General features: G+C 41.5%; 16 protein-coding genes. 10 read left to right on the top strand and 6 right to left on the bottom strand.

What is annotated here, in order from left to right:
- Positions 1-834 (bottom strand): uroporphyrinogen-III C-methyltransferase, encoded by an 834-nt coding sequence (gene cobA / locus H5125_RS10715; RefSeq protein ID WP_182744239.1) that lies wholly within the window; start codon positions 832-834, stop codon positions 1-3.
- Positions 835-1,118: 284 nt separating this feature from the next.
- On the opposite strand from cobA, the gene H5125_RS10710 reads away from it, so the two are divergent.
- Positions 1,119-2,009 (top strand): phospholipase A, encoded by an 891-nt coding sequence (locus H5125_RS10710; RefSeq protein WP_259395436.1) that lies wholly within the window; start codon positions 1,119-1,121, stop codon positions 2,007-2,009.
- A 152-nt stretch (positions 2,010-2,161) separates the two neighbouring features.
- Here H5125_RS10710 and H5125_RS10705 read toward each other — a convergent pair whose 3' ends face one another.
- The 4 genes from H5125_RS10705 to H5125_RS10690 all read right to left on the bottom strand — a co-directional run bounded on the left by H5125_RS10705 (position 2,162) and on the right by H5125_RS10690 (position 9,110).
- Positions 2,162-3,886, bottom strand: a complete 1,725-nt coding sequence (locus H5125_RS10705) for a hypothetical protein (protein ID WP_182744237.1) — start codon at positions 3,884-3,886, stop codon at positions 2,162-2,164.
- Positions 3,887-4,764: 878 nt separating this feature from the next.
- On the bottom strand, positions 4,765-5,556 hold the full coding sequence (locus H5125_RS10700) for a phosphoadenylyl-sulfate reductase (RefSeq protein WP_182744236.1): 792 nt from the start codon (positions 5,554-5,556) through the stop codon (positions 4,765-4,767).
- Positions 5,549-7,240: an assimilatory sulfite reductase (NADPH) hemoprotein subunit gene (cysI, locus tag H5125_RS10695; protein ID WP_101086075.1), complete on the bottom strand. Its 1,692-nt coding sequence runs from the start codon at positions 7,238-7,240 to the stop codon at positions 5,549-5,551. Before cysI ends, H5125_RS10700 begins: the two co-directional genes overlap by 8 nt.
- A 79-nt stretch (positions 7,241-7,319) precedes the next feature.
- Positions 7,320-9,110, bottom strand: a complete 1,791-nt coding sequence (locus H5125_RS10690) for an assimilatory sulfite reductase (NADPH) flavoprotein subunit (protein ID WP_182744235.1) — start codon at positions 9,108-9,110, stop codon at positions 7,320-7,322.
- A gap of 466 nt (positions 9,111-9,576) precedes the next feature.
- Here H5125_RS10690 and H5125_RS10685 point away from each other — a divergent pair, with 466 nt between their 5' ends.
- From H5125_RS10685 to H5125_RS10655, 7 genes are all read left to right on the top strand, one after another.
- Positions 9,577-11,106, top strand: a complete 1,530-nt coding sequence (locus tag H5125_RS10685) for a Re/Si-specific NAD(P)(+) transhydrogenase subunit alpha (RefSeq protein ID WP_182744234.1) — start codon at positions 9,577-9,579, stop codon at positions 11,104-11,106.
- A gap of 11 nt (positions 11,107-11,117) precedes the next feature.
- Entirely contained in the window at positions 11,118-12,602 is a 1,485-nt protein-coding gene (gene pntB, locus H5125_RS10680; protein ID WP_101086078.1) for a Re/Si-specific NAD(P)(+) transhydrogenase subunit beta, read from the top strand.
- A gap of 103 nt (positions 12,603-12,705) precedes the next feature.
- Positions 12,706-13,722: a sensor domain-containing diguanylate cyclase gene (locus H5125_RS10675; protein WP_220487331.1), complete on the top strand. Its 1,017-nt coding sequence runs from the start codon at positions 12,706-12,708 to the stop codon at positions 13,720-13,722.
- A 346-nt stretch (positions 13,723-14,068) separates the two neighbouring features.
- A complete protein-coding gene (locus H5125_RS10670; RefSeq protein WP_182744233.1) occupies positions 14,069-16,228 on the top strand; it encodes a TonB-dependent receptor in 2,160 nt (719 codons plus the stop codon).
- A gap of 57 nt (positions 16,229-16,285) precedes the next feature.
- Positions 16,286-18,343 carry a hydantoinase/oxoprolinase family protein gene (locus tag H5125_RS10665; protein WP_101086316.1) on the top strand — a complete coding sequence of 686 codons (2,058 nt, stop codon included), beginning with the start codon at positions 16,286-16,288 and terminating at the stop codon, positions 18,341-18,343.
- A gap of 17 nt (positions 18,344-18,360) precedes the next feature.
- On the top strand, positions 18,361-20,073 hold the full coding sequence (locus H5125_RS10660; protein WP_182744232.1) for a hydantoinase B/oxoprolinase family protein: 1,713 nt from the start codon (positions 18,361-18,363) through the stop codon (positions 20,071-20,073).
- 40 nt (positions 20,074-20,113) lie between these two features.
- Positions 20,114-21,265, top strand: coding sequence for an MFS transporter (locus tag H5125_RS10655; protein ID WP_182744231.1), 1,152 nt, complete (start codon positions 20,114-20,116; stop codon positions 21,263-21,265).
- Positions 21,266-21,295: 30 nt separating this feature from the next.
- Here the strand turns inward: H5125_RS10655 and H5125_RS10650 are convergent, their stop codons facing one another.
- The gene (locus H5125_RS10650; protein ID WP_182744230.1) at positions 21,296-21,823 is read right to left on the bottom strand and encodes a peptidylprolyl isomerase; all 528 of its coding nucleotides are present in this window, start codon (positions 21,821-21,823) and stop codon (positions 21,296-21,298) included.
- Positions 21,824-21,970: 147 nt separating this feature from the next.
- Between H5125_RS10650 and H5125_RS10645 the strand changes: the two genes are divergently transcribed.
- Positions 21,971-22,468: an Lrp/AsnC family transcriptional regulator gene (locus H5125_RS10645; protein ID WP_182744229.1), complete on the top strand. Its 498-nt coding sequence runs from the start codon at positions 21,971-21,973 to the stop codon at positions 22,466-22,468.
- 243 nt (positions 22,469-22,711) lie between these two features.
- On the top strand, positions 22,712-23,410 hold the full coding sequence (locus H5125_RS10640; RefSeq protein WP_182744228.1) for a DUF3581 domain-containing protein: 699 nt from the start codon (positions 22,712-22,714) through the stop codon (positions 23,408-23,410).
- The last annotated feature ends 123 nt before the right edge of the window (positions 23,411-23,533 follow it).

Raw genomic sequence — 23,533 nt, 5'->3', positions numbered from 1 at the left:
CTACAGCGCTTTCGCGACTGTGTCTAAATCTGTTTTTTGTTGCGCAGTTTTTTGTTGCGCAGTGACGGGATCAAACCAATTTAAGCTGTCAGCTAATTCAACAACCTCACCAATAATCATCAGCGCAGGCATCTGTAAAGCAGGATCTGCGGCTAATTGAGCCAGCTCACCTAACTTACCCATAAACCGCTGTTGTGATGAGGTAGTCGCGTTAGACACAATCGCCACTGGCGTATCAGCACTTCGGCCGGCGTTGATTAAACCATCACTAATAATATTGGCATTTAATATGCCCATATACACCACTAAAGTATTGTTGGAATTAGCATAACCCTGCCAATCCATAGGGCGACTCGCTAACTGGCAATGACCAGTAATAAACGTGACACCTTGAGCATAATCACGATGCGTTAACGGAATACCTGCATAAGCGGAAGTGCCACTGGCAGCGGTAATGCCAGGCACTACTTCAAAAGTAATACCGGCTGCAACTAAGGTTTGTAACTCTTCACCACCACGACCAAAAATAAACGGATCGCCGCCTTTTAAACGCACCACATTTTTACGGGTAAATGCTTTAGTCACTAATAGCTGATTAATTTCATCTTGAGCAGCGCTGTGTTTACCTGCGCGCTTACCCACAGCAATTTTTTCAGCGTTGCTGGGGATCAAATCTAAAATATCTTGGCTGACTAATGCGTCATATAACACCGCATCAGCATGCTTAAGAATGCGATAGGCTTTTAGTGTTAGCAGCTCAACGTCGCCTGGACCGGCGCCGACTAACCACACTTTGCCTTTGGCTTTTTGCCCTGGCATAGAGACTAACTCCATCACATTTACCTCAAGATATTTGACCATGTTCAAATATAGCGTTTTCTATATTCCATATACAATAGTTAATAGTTAGTTTTTATAACTAAATAGAATATGAGGCGGTTTGTTCGCAATTTAATCTATTTGACATGCTAATACGTATAAAATCCGCCGTTGAAATGAAAAGAATTGTTAACTTAATTCGACAAAGCTCTGCCAATTGATAACAATGAGCACTGAAAAATACTGAAACTAAGAATTACACTAAAATTAAACCTATAATTATGCTTATGGATGATGCAATGATAAAAAGCACTCAATATCTTGGACTCTCGTTATTATTACTTGGCTATAGTACCCTCGCCCTTGCAGAAGACTCCTTAGTCGATGAACGTGTAAAAGGAGAACTCGCAACATCTGAAAAGCCGTTTGTGATCACGCCACACAAAGCTAATTATCTGCTTCCAGTAACCTATCAAACCAGAACCAACGCATTACCCTTTGAAGTTAAATACCCAGACGAAGATTTCGCAATCGATAATCTAGAAGCAAAATTCCAAATCAGTTTTAAGTTTCCAGTTTGGTACAATGTTTTTGGTGATAATGGCCATTTGTTCTTTGCCTACACCAACCAATCGTATTGGCAAGTCTACAACGAAGAAGCTTCATCTCCGTTTCGTGAAACCACACATGAACCTGAAGTGTTTATGTTATTCAATAATGATTGGAAAATTGGTGGTTTTACCAACTCATTTTTAGGGTTTGGTGCTGTGCATCAGTCTAATGGTCAAACCAACCAATTATCACGCAGTTGGAACCGAATATACGGCAGTGCTGTATTCGACCGTGGCCCTTTCGCACTCGGACTTAGAGTGTGGTGGCGTATCCCTGAAGATGAAAAAGATGATATTAATTCAGCTAAAGGCGATGACAATCCAGATATCGACAGTTACATGGGTAACTTCGAACTGACTGGAGTGTACGGTTTAAATGAGCATCGCTTTACTATGCTACTGCGTAACAACTTACGCGATACCAATCGCGGTGCAGTTGAATTTACCTGGAGCTACCCGATTATTGGTACTTTACGTGTTTATACTCAATATTTTAATGGTTACGGTGAAAGCTTAATTGATTATGACCATCATAATCAGCGTATTGGTATTGGTATTGCGTTAAATGACATTCTGTAAGCTAGATAATTAATGTCTTTAATTCATTAACATCGACAATTAGCTGTAATCGATTAACGCAACAATAGAATGTACGAGACATAAAAAAGGTGACCATTTGGTCACCTTTTTAGTTTCATTAATGTCGTATTAGCACAGTAACGTTAATGAAATTATTTAGCACTCGCTTTAGAATTTACTTTAGAACCAATTACTAAGCCCTTATCTGTAAAGTCTACCGACATCTGTAAACGCATGTCGTAGTCTTTTAACATCAGCAATTCTTCTGGCATTGGTTCGCCACTCATTTCTGCCATATCGACTAATGGAGCAAACATTTTTTGGTAATCGACAGACAAGTCAAAGAAACCATTAGATTCAAGTGGTTGCTTATACATCAAATCAGCTAACTCAGTACCCCTGTCGCCAGTATAAGCAACTAAATGACTACCTTTGATGGCTAATTTTGCACTAACCCCAAATTCAGGTGGCAACATTAACATTGGAGTTATATCGACTGGATCGCCATTATCTTTCAAGTCCACTTCTGCAAGCGGTGGATAAAACGGCTTCATCATATCCACTAACATCATCGGTTTTTCAGCCGACACGCTTATTAATGCATCTAATTTTTCGAAACTAGCTTGGCCATTCTTCTCTGTTAACTTGTAATCCGCTAGTGTCACGCTAATGCCTTTAACGCCATTAGCCATCCCCGTCATCATGCCAAGCATTGCTGGATTTAACTCGCTTAATTCTGATTGCATTTGAGCCAATGCAGCACATTGATATTGCGGTGTTTGTAAATCTTTCCACACTTCGTTCAATGCTGGTGCGAGTTGATTAACATCAATACCGAGTGAAAGTGATAAAATATTATCATGACCATTACTGGCAAATGATGGCACAAAGCCACGCATTTTATTCAATGCAGACAAAATCACCTGGTTATTACTTTCAAGCACAACAGCAGCATCAATGGTACTTTCTTCACGAGTGATAGAGTATGAATTTAACCCCATTACACTGCGCGGCCAGTTAGCAGCAATGGCACTTAATTCAGTTTGACACACGGGTGTTTTCATTTCAGCAAAAGGATCTTCACCCTGAATCTCAATCATTTTGGTCATTTGCTTGGCCAGCATATTACCGTCAGTCGACGTTAACCCTTTAACCAATTCAACATGATTAATAAAGCTAATACTGTCTTGCATAAAACCATGAGTATTAGCGATGTCTTGCAACAGGGTGGTTTCGCTAATTGGATGCTCAACTTTCTTTTCACCCAAGGCGGTTTCAAGCAATTCAGCTTGATTAAATGACGTATTCAAGGTCACAGTTAACCAGCCATCTTTAACAGAAAATACGATCTCAGCGTGTTCTTTCTCATCAACATCAGTCAATGTATAACCGCGATATTCAACAGATCCAGATTTGCCCATAGTATGAGTTAAGCCACTTTCCTGCTCGGCGCGATCTAATTCCGCCCAAAATGCTGCAGGATTGCTGATCTCAACTTTCATGACCGGCAATGCACCCAAGGTATAAAAATAACTCTTGATTGAATCAGGTAAGCCGTAGGTGGATAGTAAGGTTTCAGGCTCAGGCAACACGGTCATGTATTGCTTGTATAAACTGATAAAAAAGCGCTCTTGAGCTGATGAACTATCATCTAGCGACAGCATTTTATCCAGATCATAAGCTTGATAATTACCTGCAATGCTATACAGATAATCTTTTAACGGAAATGGAACTAACTGCCCAGAAAACGCTAATGTATCAGCTGGAATATAGTCCAACATAGGATCATTTTTAACGACTGACGTCCCTTGTTGCGACAGAAAATATCCACCAGCACCAACAGCTAATACCACAGCAGCAATTGCCATCTTATTCATCTATAAACTCCAATTTATATTATTGTTAACTCTTCCTTGAAATGAGTTAGCGTTTAAACATTTATCATCTTTTTGGGATAAGCATTATCGATTACACCGATAAACTGCGGATTAATTTAGCATTAAATGTTAATAAGCGCATTAGATGTTACCTTTTGGGGGATATTTATCCTGAAAACTGCACTTGTAAAAAACCAATACGCCAAAAAGACAGCTTATTATCTAACGAGTTTTGAGAGGGAATTTGACGAGAATAAAGTGAAAATCAAAAAGCATTAAGCTGGAAATAATTCAAACATCTGATCTCCCGATAACTCAAACCGCTGAGTTATCGGGAACAATCAAACAGATTGCTTATACGCTAACAAGTCAATCAATGTGCTCGAGGATGCGAGCGAAGCTTTTGAAGGTACGTGGATTGCAAAAACAATCCCAAAACGTCAACAAAAACCGTCTACGGGAACTTCTAAATCTAGACTATTATCGGCACTGATGCATGAAAATTTAAATAAAATTTAATTATTTTCAATTTACACATAAAACCAGTAGCTCAATTCAATGCACAACTAATTATTTAGGAGGACAAACCAACCTCAACCTGCCCTTGTTAATTATAACGTTGCAATGTCTGACAACATGCTAACAAACAGGCTTAGTGATAATTTGGCTGCATGATATTACAAACCGATGAGATAAAAGCAGTTTATCTCATAATTCAAACTTATGAATGACAAGAATAAAACAAATTAATGAAAAAGAACAACGTCGAATTTAAGACAAAATAGAGGCTGATACGGTAGATAATGAAAGCCTTAAAATGCATTCATCCGCAATAAATTGCGGATGAATGGAGTACATGATCTAACACCACTTCACAACTAGATATCGAAGTGCAAACCACATTCTCGTTGTAAGCCATTAAAACGGGTTTCTTCTTCAGACATACCTAACTCAAGTGGTTTGCTTGAGTGAGTATCACCTACCGACACATAACCTTGTTCCCATAATGGGTGATAGGGCAAGTCATGTTCCGTTAAGTACATGTGCACGTCTTTGTTGCTCCACTCAATGATGGGTAACAACTTAAAACGTTTGCCGCTAATCGCTAAAATCGGCAATGCTTCACGGGTACTAGACTGGCTACGACGCAAGCCTGCGAACCAGGTACCGACATTTAATTCAGCTAATGCACGTTGCATAGGCTCAACTTTATTGATGCGGTTATACTTTTCTAAGCCGTCAATCCCCTGCTCCCACAGCTTACCAAAACGGGCTTCTTGCCACGCTTGGGTTTGACCCGCTTGGTACACTTTAAGATTGAGGTTTAAGCGCTCGGTTAACTGATCAATAAATTGATAGGTTTCCGCAAACAAATAGCCAGTGTCGGTTAAAATCACCGGAATATCACTTTGCGCTTGAGTCACCATGTGCAACATCACCGCGCCTTGAATACCAAAGCTAGACGATAACGCATGATCGCCCGGTAAATATGCTAGACCCCAAGCCACTCGTTGTTGCGCCGTTAAGCCTGCTAAAAACAGGTTAATGTTTTCAAGCGCAGCGATTTGCTCTGCTTTAGGCGCTAATAATAACGCCTGCAGCTGAGCCGGAGTAACTGAATGATCGACGGCCGCGTCAGTTGACGCAGTCGTTACCACTTCATTAGGCATGAAAATCCTTAGCGGCGTCTATAACCGCCTTCACTACGCCAATGCGTACAGTGAAGTTACCAAAGGTTTCGCCCGCATCGCGCTCTGTGGCGTAGCGACCAAATAAGGTATCCAATTCAGCTAAAATTTCAGCTTCTTGAATATTTTCTTTATGCATTTTATTTAAACGCGTGCCTTCAAAGCTGGCGCCTAAATACAAGTTATAACGCCCAGGTGCTTTACCCACTAAACCAATTTCAGCTGCAAATGGACGAGCACAACCGTTTGGACAACCTGTCATACGCACTACAATTGATTGCTCGCTAATGCCGTGTTTAGCCTGTAATGCATCGATGTGATCAATAAACTCAGGGAAGTAACGCTCAGCTTCAGCCATCGCTAATGGGCACGTTGGTAATGCCACACAGGCAATTGAATGACCGCGAGTACCGCTTAGCACTTGGCCTAATAAGCCGTGCTTACGCGCTAAACCTTCGATCTCAGCTTTATCTTGTGCAGCAACACCGGCAATAATCATGTTCTGATTAGATGTCATACGGAAATCGCCTTTATGGATTTTGGCAATTTCACGTAGACCAGTTTGCAAGGTTTGACCTGGCATATCTTTAATACGGCCACTTTCAATAAATAGCGTTAAGTGGAACTTATTGTCGATACCTTCAACCCAACCATAACGGTCGCCGCGATCGCCAATGATCACCTCACGCTTAGGTGCAAATTTAACCCCAGCACGTTTTTCAACTTCGGCTTTAAATGCATCAAGACCATGGTCAACAATGGTGTACTTTAAACGCGCACGTTTACGCACAACACGATTACCCCAGTCACGTTGAACCGTCATTACCGCTTCGGCAAACTTGGTGACGTCATCCGTTTTAATAAAGCCCAAGTCGTCAGCTAAACGTGGGAAAGTTTCTACTTCACCGTGGGTAGAACCCATACCGCCACCAGCAACCAGGTTAAAGCCAATTAACTCGCCAGCTTCTGCTACCGCAATAAAACCAAGGTCGTTGGTATACACGTCTACATCGTTATGTGGCGGAACCGCAACAGCCATTTTAAATTTACGTGGCAAATAGGTTTTGCCGTAAACCGGTTCAACCGTTTCGGTGCCTAATAATTTTTCTTCATCTAACCAAATCTCAGCATAAGCGCGAGTGTGTGGTAATAGATGATCAGATAAATGCTTTGCAACCGCATAAGCCTGCGCATGTAACTTAGATTCAACCGGGTTTGGATTACACATCACGTTACGGTTTACGTCACCACAAGCGGCAATAGAATCAAGGGCGGCGCGATCAAGACCTTGGATCAAGGTTTTTAGATTACGCTTAGGAATGCCGTGGTACTGAAACGTTTGACGCGTGGTTAAACGAATGCTGTTTGAGGTGGTCAGCGTAGATGAAATTTTATCCACTTCTAACCACTGCTCAGGAGTACAAATACCACCAGGTACACGGGCACGTAGCATAAAGCTATGCAGTGGCTCTAGCTTTTGCTCTTTACGTTCATTACGTAAATCACGATCGTCTTGCTGATAAAAACCGTGGAACTTGATCAACTGCTGATCGCCATCGCTAAACGATCCTGTCACTTGGGTATCTAAACCCTCTTTGATATCGCCGCGTAAATAATCACTGTCGATTTTTAAGTATTCGTTTAACGCTAACTTTTGCTCACTCATGGCCTGGGCCTCTCTTAATTCTGTTCAATTCATTAGTGCGATTGGGTTGCTAGATTTGGCCTAACAACCGAGGTCGAATTTAGTACACGTCTTTTTGGTAGCGTTTTTCACTACGTAGTGTTTCAAAGTAAGCTTCTGCGTCATCAGCGCTTAAGCCACCTTGTTCAACCGCAATATTCACTAATGCTTGGTGTACATCTTTTGCCATGCGTTCTGCATCACCACAAATATACACATGTGCGCCATTTTGTAGCCACTGCCACAACGCTTCGGCTTGCTCTGCAATGCGATGCTGAACATACACTTTATGAGCTTGATCGCGCGAGAAAGCTACATCTAAACGCGATAAATCGCCATTTTTAAGATATTGCTGCCACTCAACTTGGTATAAGAAATCTTGTTCAAAATGCGGGTTACCAAAGAATAACCAGCTGTCACCTGACACTCCGTCAACAACACGTTCCTGCATAAAGGCGCGGAAAGGCGCAACACCTGTACCAGGACCCACCATAATGACCGGTGTGTTTGGATTTTCGGGTAAACGGAAATGGTTATTAGACTCAACATACACATTAACTTGTTGGCCTTCTTCAGCCGAGGCTAAGAAATGCGATGCCCCACCAAAACGTGCTTGGCCTTGACGTTCATCTTCAACTAACGCCACCGTCAAGTGTACTTCAGCTTCCACTTCGGCCTGGCTAGAGGCTATTGAATATAAGCGTGGCGTCAATGGACGTAACATATCAACCAATTGCACCGCGCTAACCTTGGCTGGATATGCTGCGACTAAATCAGCTAACTGATGCTTAAGAATAAACTGTCTGGTTTGTTCTTTGTCTTCACAAATGGCTGCAAGTTCAGCACTTCCACTTAACTCAGCCCATGTTTTCACTAGGCCTGGGTATAACTGAGTTAATTCTTTCTTGTCAGTTAACGCCGCTTTTAATGATAGTGACTGTTTCGACACGGTGACGTTGTCGTCTGCAGCTAAACCGAGCGCGGCGATAACTTCATCAACAAGCACTTCATTATTACTAAACCACACACCTAACGCATCACCGACCTGATAAGTTAATCCTGACTCGCCTAAATCAATTTCAACATGGCGGACATCACGATCAGAACCTCGACCAGTAATTTTTTGGCTTACCAGTACTTCTGCTGTATAGGGGTTTTGCTTGGTATATTCGCTTTCACCCGCAACAGATGCCGTACCAATAGAGACCACACTGGCGCTTGAGGCTTGAATGTACGGCTTAACAGCCTCTACAACACTGTCCTGCCATTGTTGTGAAATATCTTCATAGTCAACATCACATTCTACCAACGGTAATAATGATGTTGCCCCTAATGCACTTAAACGCGCATCAAAGTCTTTACCTGTTTGGCAGAAGAACTCATAACTTGAATCACCTAGTGCTAGCACAGAATAATGTAGCTTATCTAATTTAGGTGCACGCTTTGAGGCTAAAAACTTGTGTAGTTCAATCGCATCATCAGGCGCTTCGCCTTCACCATGAGTACTAACAAGCAATAACAAGATGGTTTCTTGTTTTAGCTGGCGGACATTATATTCGCCCATAGAAGCTAAATTTACTGCGTAACCTTGCGCCTGCGCTTTAGCGGCTAGCTCTTTGGCTACGCCACGGCCATTGCCCGTTTGGCTACCGTATAAAATCGTAACTGTTGGTGCGGCACTTGTCTCTGCTGTCGTCTCGACACCGCTTTGACCTTGGTTAGCACTCGCAGCGAGATAACCACTGACCCATGCAAGTTGAACTGAAGATAATTCTGATGTGAGTTGCTTTAACTTATCGACTTGTCCTTGAGACAATGGTGATGCTAAAGCTGAAAGTTCTTTTAACAACATAAGACGGCCTTATAACAGTGTAATGTGGACTAGCTTACTCCTACGGACAAAAACCAAAAAAGAATAAAAGATGATTTTTTATTCCATTTAGGAATATGCAAAGATGTTTTTTTAAGCTACAAAAGTGTGGCGCAGTTAAAAGTTTTTAAATTACCTTAATTTAAAACCCTTTAATTAGCCTAAAGGCACTTGTACCGAACATGCCTCATGTCGCAAGCTAGGAGCGCCAATTAACTGATGAATAATTATCAGGTTGATTGTTCTCTGAGTAAAACGACATGCAAATATAATGTAACTGTGTCAACGTAATGCCATTGGCTAAATAGTTTACCCGACTTCAATGGTCATATGCTGCTCTTTTTCTATCTTCAAAGTGCAGCATGTGAGGCAGAAATACTCAAACGGAATGGTCTATTGATGGGGAACAACAATAGACGGTCTTTTTATTAACCATCAGGAAACAGTCATGCAGATTGGAATACCGAGAGAAAGTATCGAAGGTGAAACTCGAGTCGCCGCGACTCCAGCCACTGTGGTACAGCTAATAAAACTCGGCTTTAGTGTGGCAATTGAAGCACAGGCAGGTGTGAAGTCGAGCTTTGATAATGCTGCATTTGAAGCCGCTGGGGCGGATGTGGTCGACAATGTGTACGACGCTGACTTTATTTTTAAAGTGAATGCACCGTCCGATGACGAAATTGCCAAAATGAAACCAGGCACAACGTTGGTGAGTTTTATTTGGCCAGCCCAAAACCCTGAGCTTGTTGAAAAGCTATCAAGTCACAATATTACCGTGATGGCGATGGACATGGTGCCACGCATCTCACGCGCCCAATCACTCGATGCCTTATCATCGATGGCCAACATTGGTGGTTATCGCGCAGTGATCGAAGCCGCCCACGAATTTGGTCGTTTCTTTACCGGGCAAATTACTGCAGCAGGTAAAGTGCCACCAGCCAAAGTGTTGGTTATTGGCGCAGGTGTAGCCGGACTTGCTGCTATTGGCACTGCGGGCTCGCTAGGGGCCATAGTGCGCGCATTTGATACTCGCCTTGAAGTGGCTGAGCAAATTGAGTCAATGGGCGGTAGTTTCTTAAAGCTTGAATTTGAAAACAATGAAGGCGGCTCGTCTGACGGCTATGCTAAAACCATGTCAGAAGAGTTTATTGCTGCTGAAATGGCACTGTTTGCCGAACAAGCCAAAGACGTCGACATCATCATTACCACCGCATTAATTCCTGGTCGTCCTGCGCCAAAGCTGATCACCAAAGACATGGTCGATACCATGAAACCGGGCTCAGTGATTGTCGATTTAGCGGCAGCAACTGGCGGTAACTGTGAATACACCGTCACTGGCGAACGTTTTATTACCGATAACGGCGTAAAAGTATTGGGTTATACCGACTTACCCGGTCGTTTACCGGCGCAATCGTCACAACTTTATGGCACCAACTTAGTCAACTTGATGAAGTTAATGTGTAAAGCCAAAGACGGCAATGCAGTGCTCGATTTTGATGATGTGGTCATGCGCAACATGACCGTGACTCGTGGCGGCGAAATTACTTTCCCACCACCGGCAATTTCAGTGTCTGCGGCACCGCAAAAACCAGCAGCGAGTATCGAGCCTAAAGCTGCCAAAGTTGACAAAGTACCGTCAAAACTTAAATACATTTTAGCTGTGTTAGGTCTAGCCGGTTTTGCTGCAGTGGCGTCAGTTGCGCCCGCTGAGTTCTTGTCGCATTTCACCGTGTTCATCCTATCGTGTGTGGTGGGGTATTACGTGGTGTGGAATGTGTCGCACTCATTGCATACGCCGTTAATGTCGGTCACTAATGCTATTTCAGGCATTATTGTGGTCGGGGCGTTATTGCAAATAGGCCAGGGTTCAGCATTAGTCACGGCGCTTGCGTTTGTCGCGGTGCTTATTGCCAGTATTAACATCTTTGGCGGGTTTACCGTCACTCAGCGCATGCTGAAGATGTTCCGTAAAGATTAAGGAGTCATATCGTGTCTCAAGGACTGGTTACAGCATCTTATATCATTGCCGCGGTGTTTTTTATTCTCAGTTTAGCTGGGTTATCAAAACAAGAAACTGCTAAAAATGGTAATTTATTTGGCATTATTGGTATGGCGATTGCGCTTATTGCAACCATACTCAATCCTGCTACAAGCGGCGTAGAATGGATTATTCTCGCCATGGTCATTGGTGGATCGATTGGTATTCGCTTAGCATTAAAAGTCGAAATGACTGAAATGCCAGAGCTCGTCGCGATTTTGCACAGCTTTGTGGGTCTAGCTGCGGTATTAGTGGGCTTTAATAGCTTTATTGATATCCAACCACACGAAGTGTCTGAAATTGTCGTGGTCATGGGGCAAGACCTCAACACCACACTAGAAACCGCAAAAGCTGCATTTGCTGAAGCAAGCAAAGCCCAACAAACTGAGCATCTAACCGGTGCCATGCTTAACATTCACTTAGTGGAAGTATTTTTAGGCATCTTTATTGGTGCAGTCACCTTCACAGGCTCTATTGTGGCGTTTGCTAAGCTACGTGGTTTGGTTTCATCAAAAGCACTTATGCTACCTCATCGTCATAAATTAAATTTATTGGCCGTTGTGGTGTCGTTTATTCTAATGGTGATATTCGTTCAGGCGGGTGGTGCAGTGACACCAATCATCTTGATGACCTTAATCGCGTTTGCATTTGGTTGGCATTTAGTGGCATCAATTGGCGGCGCAGACATGCCAGTTGTGGTTTCAATGCTGAACTCATATTCAGGCTGGGCAGCGGCAGCGGCAGGTTTCATGTTATCTAATGACCTTCTAATTGTTGTTGGTGCGCTTGTGGGCTCATCGGGTGCGATTCTGTCTTACATTATGTGTAAAGCCATGAACCGCTCGTTCATTTCTGTTATTGCCGGTGGTTTTGGTAACGATGCTGCAGTATCAACTGGCGATGACACTGTGGGCGAATACCGCGAAACAACCGCAGAAGATGTCGCTGATATGCTAAAAGCATCTGACTCAGTCATCATCACCCCAGGTTATGGTATGGCGGTGGCTCAAGCGCAATATCCAGTAGCTGAAATCACTAAAAAGCTGCGCGCTTTGGGGATAAAAGTTCGCTTTGGTATTCACCCTGTTGCAGGGCGTTTACCTGGCCACATGAACGTACTATTGGCAGAAGCTAAAGTGCCTTACGATATCGTGTTAGAAATGGACGAAATCAACGAAGACTTTAGCAGTACTGATACCGTGCTCGTCATTGGCGCTAACGATACGGTTAACCCAGCGGCGATGGAAGATCCAACTAGCCCTATTGCTGGCATGCCAGTGTTAGAAGTGTGGAAAGCGCAAAACGTGATTGGCTTTAAACGTTCAATGAACACAGGTTATGCCGGTGTACAAAATCCATTGTTCTTTAAAGACAATACCCAAATGTTGTTTGGCGATGCGAAGGACAGTGTAGAAGCAATCCTTAAAGCCTTATAAATCAACTTGTGGCAAACAAAACACCAGCAATCAATGCTGGTGTTTTTTTGTTTAATAACCCGCTAAACTGGGTCCATTGGACTTAAAGGATTATCAGCTATCCATGGCACAGCAGGACATCATTACTCAATTACAGCTTGAACTAGAGCAGCATAAGCAAAAAATCAAGCGACTAGAATACGAGAATAATCGGCTTACATTGCTCAATAAACGAGTAAACGAGCAACTCAACGCTACGCTTGATGGCACTGGTTTATGTCTATGGGAGCAACATATTCCCAGCGGAAACCTGACTATTTTTAATCAACAGTGGGGCCATCTGCTCGGTTTTACCCGTGAAGAGTTACCGGCCCATATCAGCAGCTGGAAAAATAATCTCCACCCGGAAGATAAAGACTGGGTGATACAAGCCTTTGAAAGTCATGTAGCCGGTAATGCTGAAATTTATCAAGCCGTGCATCGCATGGTGCACAAAGATGGCACTGTTGCATGGGTGTCTGACCGTGGGCGTATTATTGAATATGGTATTAACGGTGAACCGCTTCGTATTATGGGCACTCATATTGATGTCACCCAAGAAAAGCGCTACGAACAAGACTTAGCCAAGCTCGCCCATCGGGATCCACTCACCAATTTACTCAATCGAAGTGCACTGATTACCGCGTTTGAACAAGGAAAAAGTTCTCACAACACACATCATGGCGCGTTATGTTTTATCGATTTAGACGGCTTTAAAATTATTAATGATCATTTAGGCCATCGATATGGCGATAGTTTATTAATCCATATTGCCAACGATATTGCGCAAATATGCGATCAACTGTTTAGCACTGTAGACTCAACACAAAACCCACTTCATCATGTGGCACGTTTTGGTGGTGATGAGTTTGTCATTTTAGTTCATTGCAATGATGTGGAACGATTAACAGCATTGGCTAAAACCTTGCTGTCACACTATCAACATCCTATCGAATTGGAGGGTGAAAGCATTAAAGTAGGCCTCAGTATTGGCATCAGCTTATTTGATGAATTAGACGAGTTCACTAATGTTTGTGAGCAAGCCGATAAAGCCATGTACAGCATTAAAAAACACGGTAAACATAATTTCTTATTTTGGTAAAATTTGCCTTGCCCCCTCAGATAAGACGATATTAATAATCGACAAATCATTCCCGCCGACAGAATTTGACATAATCAAATTGATGTTAATTTACTGTTCGACCTTACTGTTGTCAGCTTGAATTTTAATTAGCGTTATCAAAGTCAAAATCCAACTCAACAGTTTGTATTCACGATAAATTCAATAAAACACCCTGAATGTTCAAAACATATAATTCGTTTTCAATACAAAATTAAGCAATTATTTTTGTTTCAACTACTTAATCATCGTAATTTTTTTGTTAAAAACACGTTAGGTTATAGTTAACGAAAATTAGAAAGCGATAATAATATTACAGGGGAAAAGTATGAGCAGAAGTAAGCTTTTTTTTCAGACGACACTCGCACTCGCCATTGCAAATTCATTGGTTGTCACAAACCATGCTTATGCGCAGGAGGCAGAGAATGCCGAAATGGAAAAGATCGTTGTGACTTCTCGCGGGCGAGTGGAAACACTGCAACAAATCCCAGACTCAGTCACTGTCATAAATGCTTCTGAAGTTGCCCAAGCAAGAATAGAAACAATCAAAGACTTTGCCGCCCTGACACCTAATCTTGATGTATCTAAAAACTTTCGATCTGGTTTAAATTTCATCACCGTTCGTGGCCTAATAACTCCTCAAGTAGGCGAAGCTCCAATTGCCTATGTGGTTGATGGAGTCACCGTACCCAATTTAGAATTTATAAACCAGGGATTGCATAACATTGAACGCATTGAAGTACTAAGAGGCCCTCAAGGGGCACTCTATGGAAAAAATGCTATCGGTGGAGCGGTTAATATCATCACTAAAGCCCCAACCGATGAAACTGAAGGTTCAGTACAGGCATCATATGCCGAAGGGAATGAAGTTAAGCTAAATTCAGCCTTGAGTGGCGCTGTCATTGAAGACAAACTTTATTACCGTATATCTGCAAACTATCGCGACAGTGATGGGCAAATAGATAATGCTCACTTCAACGAAGATGTCGACTTTGTTGACAGCGCATATGGCTTCCAAGGAATGCTTCACTATTTGATGACTGACGATACAGATATCACTTTTCGAGGTAACTACTCCAACAGTAGACAGGGTAGTAATTATATGGCGAGGATTTCCGCCGACGAGTTAGAAAATTTTAGTATTGAAAACGATAGCAATGCAATCGGTGAAGATATTTCAGAAATGTGGTTTTTATCCTCTAAACTGGAAAGTCAATTTGACCTAGGTAAATTGGTGGTAGTGCTTTCTGCAAATGATTCAGATATTGAGTTTTTTGCTGATGGTGATTTTACTCACTCCGACGCAAGCGAGGAAAACTTTTATTTCCCAATAACACAAATCAACCCGATAAAAGAAAGTTCAGAGAATCTCGAAGTGAGATTTGTCTCAGAGAGCAACGATGGATTTAGTTGGGCCTTAGGCAGTTTTGCAGAAACAAAAGACAGGTATGTTTCATATGACCAGGTTATTGATGTCACACCAACAGAACTTGTGACCTACAATGATGTAAAAGCACTAATGGCTTCAGATCCTTCTCTGGTATTAGAAGGTGAAAAAACAGTCCTAGACAGTTACGCCTATGCCTTTTTTGGGCAAGGTAATTATGATATTACCGATGATTTAGAGTTAACATTTGCATTAAGGTATGACTCAGAAACACGCGAAGCATATGATGAACGCGATAAAGCGGCATCAAAAGCCGAACAAACCTATAGCCAACTCCAACCTAAAGCCTCACTTGCTTGGCAATATACGCCCGATGTTTTACTTTACACCACCTATTCAAAAGGCTTCAGAAGTGGTGGTTTTAATGAATACTCACCTACCGTCAATCGTCAATATGATAAAGAAGTGTCCGACACAATTGAAATTGGCTCTAAAACAACTTGGCTTGATGACACCATTTGGTTAAATCTAGCGGCCTTTAGAATTGTTCAGCAAGATGCTCAGTTTACGCGTTTAAACCCGTCTACTTTCACCCTAGAAAACTTAAATATCGATGAAGTGATCATTAATGGATTAGAACTAGAGTTATCTGCCAATGTGACTGAAGACATTAAAGTGTCTTTTGGGGCTGGTTATATTGATAACGAAATAACTGAAAATAAAGGAACTGACATCTTATCAGGGCGTGATTTACAAGAAACTGAAGGTGGTACAATGCCTTACGTCTCTAAGTTTAACTTTAATGGCTCTATTACTCATTACACTGAATTACATAAAGACTGGTTACTAAGCTCACGCTTAGCATTTAACACTGTCGGGCCAAGAAGCTTTGATATCTACAATGATGATACCGGAGAAACAGACTCTCACACCTACCTCAACGCTAATTTCACCGTCAATAATGAGTCGTGGTCAGTTTCATTGTTTGCCAACAATATCTTAGATGAGCAATCTCCAGAAACAGTATTCCTATACAACCCATTAATTCGCATGCAAAACAGCCCTCGACAAGTTGGGGTTCAAGCTAAGTATTCATTCTAGGTTTTAGGGTCGCCCATGTATATGGCGACCCTTTCTGATTTATTTAAAGAGATTATTATGACGATTAGAGTTGCGACTGATGTCGGTGGTACGTTTACTGATCTTGTTTACATTGAACAAGGCACAGTAAAAGCGGTTAAAAGTGATACTACCCCACCTAATTTTGAGCAAGGGGTGATCAATACTGTTGATAAAGCAAATATATCGTTAGCCGATGTCGACTTTTTTGCACACGGTTCAACCGTGGTTATCAACGCGATTACCGAGCGTAAAGGCGTGAAAACAGCGTTAATTACCACTCAAGGATTTCGTGATGTGTTAGAAATAGCCCGGGGTAACACCCCTGATATTTTTAACAATTGCTATCAAAAACCAACGCCTTTTGTTGAGCGCCATTTACGCAGAGAACTCCCCGGACGCTTAGACCATTTAGGCCGAGAAATAACGCCGCTTGATCTCTCATTATTACCAGAGATCTTAACGTACTTTAAATCCCTAGATATTCAGGCTATTGCGGTGTGTTTTTTACATTCTTATTTGAATAATGAGCATGAAAAAGCAGCCGTAATAGCGATCCAAAAATACTGGCCTGAAGTGGATGTTATTGCCTCTTATGAAATTTCATCGGAGTGGAGAGAATATGAGCGAACGAACACCACAGTATTATCAGCATATGTGCTCCCACCCGCTCAGCAATACTTAAATAAACTGAATGAAAAACTCGCCGAAAAGGGATTAAAAAATGCACCTTACATCATGCAGTCAAATGGCGGTATTGCAACCTTAAAGGCCGCCTGTAAAAATCCTATTACACTTGTAGAGTCAGGCCCTGTAGGCGGGATTTTAGGCGCTGTAGCATACGGTAAAGTTATCGGTGACGAAAACCTGCTAGCTTTAGATATTGGAGGTACAACAGCAAAATGCTCACTCATTAACCAAGGTGAGACGCGGATCACCACCGAATATATGCTCGAGAAAACACAGAGCACAGCAGGTTATCCCATAAAAACCCCCGTAATTGATATCGTTGAAATAGGTAATGGTGGGGGCAGTATTGCCTGGATAGATGCTGCAGGTAGTTTACATGTAGGGCCAAAAAGTGCCGGTTCAACGCCTGGACCTGTGGCTTATGGTCGTAATGGTACAGAACCTACGACAACAGATGCCAATCTTTATACGGGACGAATTAATCCCGACAACTTTGCGGGTGGAGAAATCAAACCTGCTCAACAAGCTGTGCATAACGCCTTCAAAAAGCTCGGTGATACGCTTGGTGTCACCGCCATGGAAATTGCACATGGTGTATTGAAAATTGCAAATTCAAACATGGTTAATGCTCTTAAGCTTATTTCGGTAAACAGAGGTTTTGATCCACGCGACTTTTCACTGATGGCATTCGGCGGCGGCGGGGCTTTACACGCCACTGCGCTAGCAAAAGAACTTAATGTTCGAAAGGTCATTATTCCGCCCTTTGCTGGGGTGTTTTCAGCATGGGGAATGCTGATGCTTGATTTACGTCGAGATTATATTCACACCCATAAAATCAGTATTACCCATGATAGCAAAACAGACATTGGTAAAGCTTTTGATGGCGTGATAACCAATGCATTAGCAGACTACAAAGAAGATGGTTTTAGTGAAGATAAAGTGATGTTAGAGCTTTATGTTGATGCTCGTTATCATGGCCAAGAACATACCGTAAAAATACCTGTTCCAGGGTTAACGCTCGAAAATAAAGAATTTATTGATACTTTATCCCAACGTTTCCATCAAGCTCACGAGCAAGAATATACCTTCAATCTTGAAGATTCAGCGATAGAAATTGTCAACATTCATTTGGTTGCATTTGGTCTATTAGATAAAGCTGAAATTACCCCAGTAGCAAAAAGCGAAAGTGCAGATGCCTCTACTGCGATTATTGGCCAACGCGATGTCGATTTCGATGAATTGGGAACCCACAACACCCCTCTTTATAATCGTGAATTATTGACTCACGGTATGAAATTCTCAGGGCCAGCCATTATTGAAGAACCAACGACTACGACAGTCATTCTGCCCGACAACAAAGTAGAAATAGATGCTTTTGGTGGCATACATATCCACTTAACGTATTAAGTTAAAGGACTTTAAACATGACAATAATTCAAGCCAACAAGGAACCTCAGCAGCCTAAATCTGTTGATATTTTTACTATAGAAATCATTAAAAATGCCTTAATCGCGATTGGCGAAGAAATGTTTTTAGCGTTGAAGCGCAGTAGTAAAAGCCCCATTATTTATGAATCATTAGATTATGGAATTGGGGTAACAGATGCCCAAGGGCGATTAATATCACAAGGTAACGGTATTCCGGGTTTTATAGGAACACTCGACGCTGCAGTGCAGCGCATCATTGAAAAGTTTGATGCCAATAATATTTATGCCGATGATGTATTCATCTTAAATGACCCTTACTCAGGCGGAGGCACTCATTTATCCGATGTGTGTATGATCCGTCCTATATTTTATCAGCATACATTGGTTGCATGGACGGCAAATAAAGCTCATTGGACTGAAGTTGGCGGCAAAGACCCTGGAAGCTACAGTGCTGATGCAAGCTCTATTTACCAAGAAGGCCTTCAGTTCCCGGGTATCAAAGTGTATGAAAAAGGCATTGCCAATCAATCGCTGTTAGATTTGATTGAAGCAAATGTGCGTTTACCGGAAATGACCTTGGGTGATTTAAAAGCCTGTGCGGCATCATTAAAAGTAGGTGAGCAGCGCTTTTTATCTTTGATAGAAAAATATGGACAAGAAACAACATTAACAGCAATTGATAAACTATTAGATCACGGCGATACCATGGTGTTTGAAAAGTTTAAAACGTTACCCAAAGGCGACTTTTATGCTGAAGATATTATCGACGAAGATGGTATGGGACACGGCCCCTTTGTCATTAAAGTCAAAGTCACTATCACTGATGAAGAGTTTATTTGTGATTTTACAGGTTCGTCAAAACAAGCTCTTGGGCCAATTAATTGCACTATGGGTGTGCTTGTTTCGGCAGCGAGAGAAGTATTTATGGGCGTTGTAAAGCCCAATGCAGCGGCTACTGACGGTTGCTTTAGACGTCTTAGAGTAGAGTGTCCAGAGGGCACAATATTAACAGCCCAGCGCCCTGCTCCTGTTTCATCCTATTTTGAGTCAATGGTTTGTGCGGCGGATGTGATCCGTAAAGCACTCTCCTCTGCCATTCCAGAAGTATTAACTGCTGGTCAATTTGGCTCTGTGTGCACAATAAGCTTATCGGGAATTAATCCTCTGACAAAAGAACCATTTTTGTTGGTTGAACCATTAGTCGGTGGTTGGGGAGCAAATATCATCAAAGATGGTGAGTCTGGTCAGTTCTGTGTTGGCAATGGCGAAACGAGCAATATACCCATAGAGATCACTGAAGAGCGTTATGGTGTTCGCGTTGAGCGCTATGAATTTAATCCAGATAGTGCTGGTTGTGGTGAATTTCGCGGTGGTAAAGGGGTTATTCTCGAGTATCGCATATTAGGTGATGGAGCTGATATTTCGAGCTTTTTTGGTCGAGGGATCACACCAACATGGGGAACCAATGGTGGCCAGAACGGTTCTTGTAACTATATCGCGATTATTGATAGCAATGGCAATGAAAAAGCTAGATTCAGTCGAAAAAGCCGATATCCTTTAGAGAAAGGTGACTTAATACGCTTAGTCACTGGCAATGGTGGCGGTTGGGGCGACCCGTTAAAACGTTCAGCACAATCTATCACTAAAGATATTGTTAATGGATTTATTTCCGAACAGGAAGCTATAGAAATATACCAATATAATCAGTAACTTTATTGAATGTTAAGACTTCTAAAAACAAAAGGATTATATGTCTACATTACCAATTCATAAAACCAAAGATTTTGCATTTGGTTTAGCAGGCTTATTAACCGCTCCAATTGGTTACTTAGTATTATTATTTTTGCCTGTATATTTAGAAGTTATTGCATTAACAATGAAGCTAACAAATGTGCAAGTAGGGTATTTAGCCGCTACCGATGCGATGGGCATCGTGGTGGCTACCCTCGTATTTTCAACATTTGTTGCAAAGCTTAATTTCAGGAATATCGTCATTGCCGGAGTATTACTGAGTTGCTGTGCAAATTTGGCATCAGCCTATACCGGTGATTTTTTGGTGTTGTGCCTCATTCGAGTTATTGCAGGCATTGGTGAAGGTTTACTCGTGGCCGTTGGCATCACTTCAATCGGTATGACGACTAACCCAAATCGTTGGTTTGGATTTTATACCGCGGTAGTCGTTGCCGTGCAAGCACTCGGGCTGGTAGCTGTTGCACCTATTTATCAATTTGCTGGGCTACAGGGGGTATTTGTCGCCATGGCAATATTTTATTTAACACCATTATTTGTCATCAATAATTTACCCAAAAACAGCCAAAGCTACAAAGATAAGCTTACAAATGATGACGTTATAAACACAATTCCCACGCGATACTTTCTTATCGCACTTGCTGGTTTATTTTGTTTTTACATCGGTATTGGCGGTACGTGGAGCTACATATCCTTTGTAGGTACGGATGCAGGATTATCTTTAGACTATGTTTCTCAAGCACTCGCCCTTGCTATGATAGCGGGCTTATTGGGGGCGCTATTTTTTGCTTGGTTAAATATTAAAGGCAAGAGCACCTTGTTGTTACTACTCTCTATTGTGTTGATGAGTGCTTGTTTGATTGTTGTGTCTTTTGACGTCAGTGAATTTAAATATTTAGCTTTGTTAAGTATATTCAGCTTCTTTTGGAGTATTGTTGGCGCAAGAACTTTTGCGATTATTTCAGATGCCGACCACTCAGGAAAATATATTACTGCAGCCCAAACTTGGGTTGGTGTTGGTTACATTGTTGGTCCGATTGTGGCAAGTAAAATTATGTTAGACTTTAGCTACTTAGGGGTAAATGTAATGGGATCTATCTGTTTTGTTGCGTGTTTTATATTAATGATCCCTCTAGCTTACCAATCAAAATAAGGCTATCCCATAAACGAAATAGCCTTGAAATCAAATCAAGGCTATTGATTTTATAGTGATTTCATTCTTAAGATATTCTTGTGGCTCTGCCTGTTCAAAAATACTTGTTAACGCGTCTATCCCGTCAGTAATTCGGCCAAAAGCAGCGAAACCAAGGCCGTCACTATAACGTTTACCACCATAATCAAGTTCTAATTGATCGCCAATACAGAAAAAGAAGCTACCATCAGCACTACCCGGTTCAAATCTCGCCATCGAGATGGTGCCGTGAGTATGTGAAAGCCCAGAATCTTTTGTTGACTCATGGATTATCGGCGGTAAAAGTAATGGATGTTCGGGCGGTAATCCTGCTTGGATCACTTGAATTTTTGTATTGGCATCTTCAGGCTGCTCAGCATTACTTTCAGTGACAATTCGAAATATCGTCGAGTTATTGAATCGTTTTTGTTGGACATAATTTAAGAAGTTACTGACTGTTACGGGTGCTTTATCAGCGTATAGAGTAACGATGAGGTCGCCAATGTCAGTGTGTATTTTTACTTTTGGGTTATGTATCATCTATACTCTCCAGAAAATTATAATTTAATAATTATCATATATTTATTAAAAATTTTAATCGGAAACATGTTAACTATTTTGAGTTATTTGGTGAATAATGCCTACAAATCAGGTTATTCTTTTGCAAGGCATAAAAGGACAAGATGAATGATAAAAAAACCTGTCAAACTGGATAAAATAAATCGAAATATTCTTATTGAACTACAGAATAACTCTCGAATTAGTAATAACGAATTATCTGAACGGGTAGGTTTGTCACCCAGCGCATGCCTGCAACGAGTAAAAGCGATGGAAGATTGTGGCTATATATTACAGTATGTTATGGCGTTAGATATCAATAAACTCTGCGTTAATGTAAAAGCCTATATCAATATTAAGCTAAAGAGTAACACCTACCAAAACTGCTCTATTTTCGAGCGTTCTGCAAAAAAATACCCTCAAATAGTCGACTGCTTAAGAGTGAATGGTGGAATTGATTATATCGCTTTTGTCATTTGCACTTCTATTGAAGAATTTAATGACTTTTGTGATGAGCTTTTACAAGCAGATTTAGGCATCGAAAATATCACCTCTCATTTCGTACTCGATGAGCCAAAGTGGTTTGGTGGATACCCCTTGAATAATTTGCAATGGAAAGGTGTGTAATTAGAGTCTAGGTCTGTTGTTCTTTACTGATTAATTTTCGTTCAAGTCAAATACGTTTTAATTGAAGCGAAAGATGTACAGCCTAGTCATCGGGTGAGTTTAATTGATGTTTTAAAGTACACTCTGGCTCAATTAACTATTTTATTAATATATTGTTGTCCAAAAGCATGTTTATTGCTGCATAATCAGTAACAAACCGCTGCTGTGCGATAGCAGACAACTGACTAATAAGAATTATTCTTTATGTTTTTATCACCTTATTTTACTAAGCAAGATCAAAGCGTGTTTATTTCGGCTCAACAAGCCAGTGACTTCGCCAAAAAAATCGCTGGAGATTTCAACCCTATACACGATGTGGGCGCTAAACGCTTTTGTGTCCCTGGCGATTTATTATTTGCACTAGTGCTGACCCAATACGGCTTAAGCCAAAACATGCAGTTTAAGTTTGCCGGCATGGTCGGTGATAACGTTGAGCTGCACATCGATAAAAATGTGGCCAATAAATTCAGCATTAGCGACACCAAAGGCAAAGAATATCTGCATATTGAGCGTCAAGGTGAGGTGTGCCAATGTGATATTCAAACAGCGGCATTTATTAAAAGTTATGTTGCTTTTTCAGGATTGAACTTTATCCACGTACTTGTGCCGATGATGAAGCAATACAAGGTCATGATTAACCCTGACCGCCCATTAGTGATTTATGAAAGCATGTCATTTCATTTAGACCATTTTGATTTCAGCACCATCAGTTTGCACCTTATCAAACAAGACTTAGCGATTGATGGTAAGCGTGGCGATGTCACCCTCACCTTTGAACTGCAAAGCGAAGGAAAAGTGATTGGTAGCGGAGTCAAAACATTAGTATTAAGCGGCTTACGTGCTTTTGATGACGAGCAAGCGCAGCAAATGTGCGACAGATATGAAAGTAGAAAGCTGGCGTAAACCAAGATACGTGAGCGATGTTCATCGTTCACGAAATACCATTCCATAACGATACCTGCGTAATTCAACTTATTGAATGCTCAGATACCAATATGGAATAGTCTCTTCGATATCGTATTGATC

The sequence above is a fragment of the Shewanella sp. SR44-4 genome (assembly GCF_014163715.1).
Lineage (GTDB): Bacteria > Pseudomonadota > Gammaproteobacteria > Enterobacterales > Shewanellaceae > Shewanella.
Note: the sequence above shows the minus strand (reverse complement) of the source record. Positions and strands in the feature narration are given on the sequence as shown.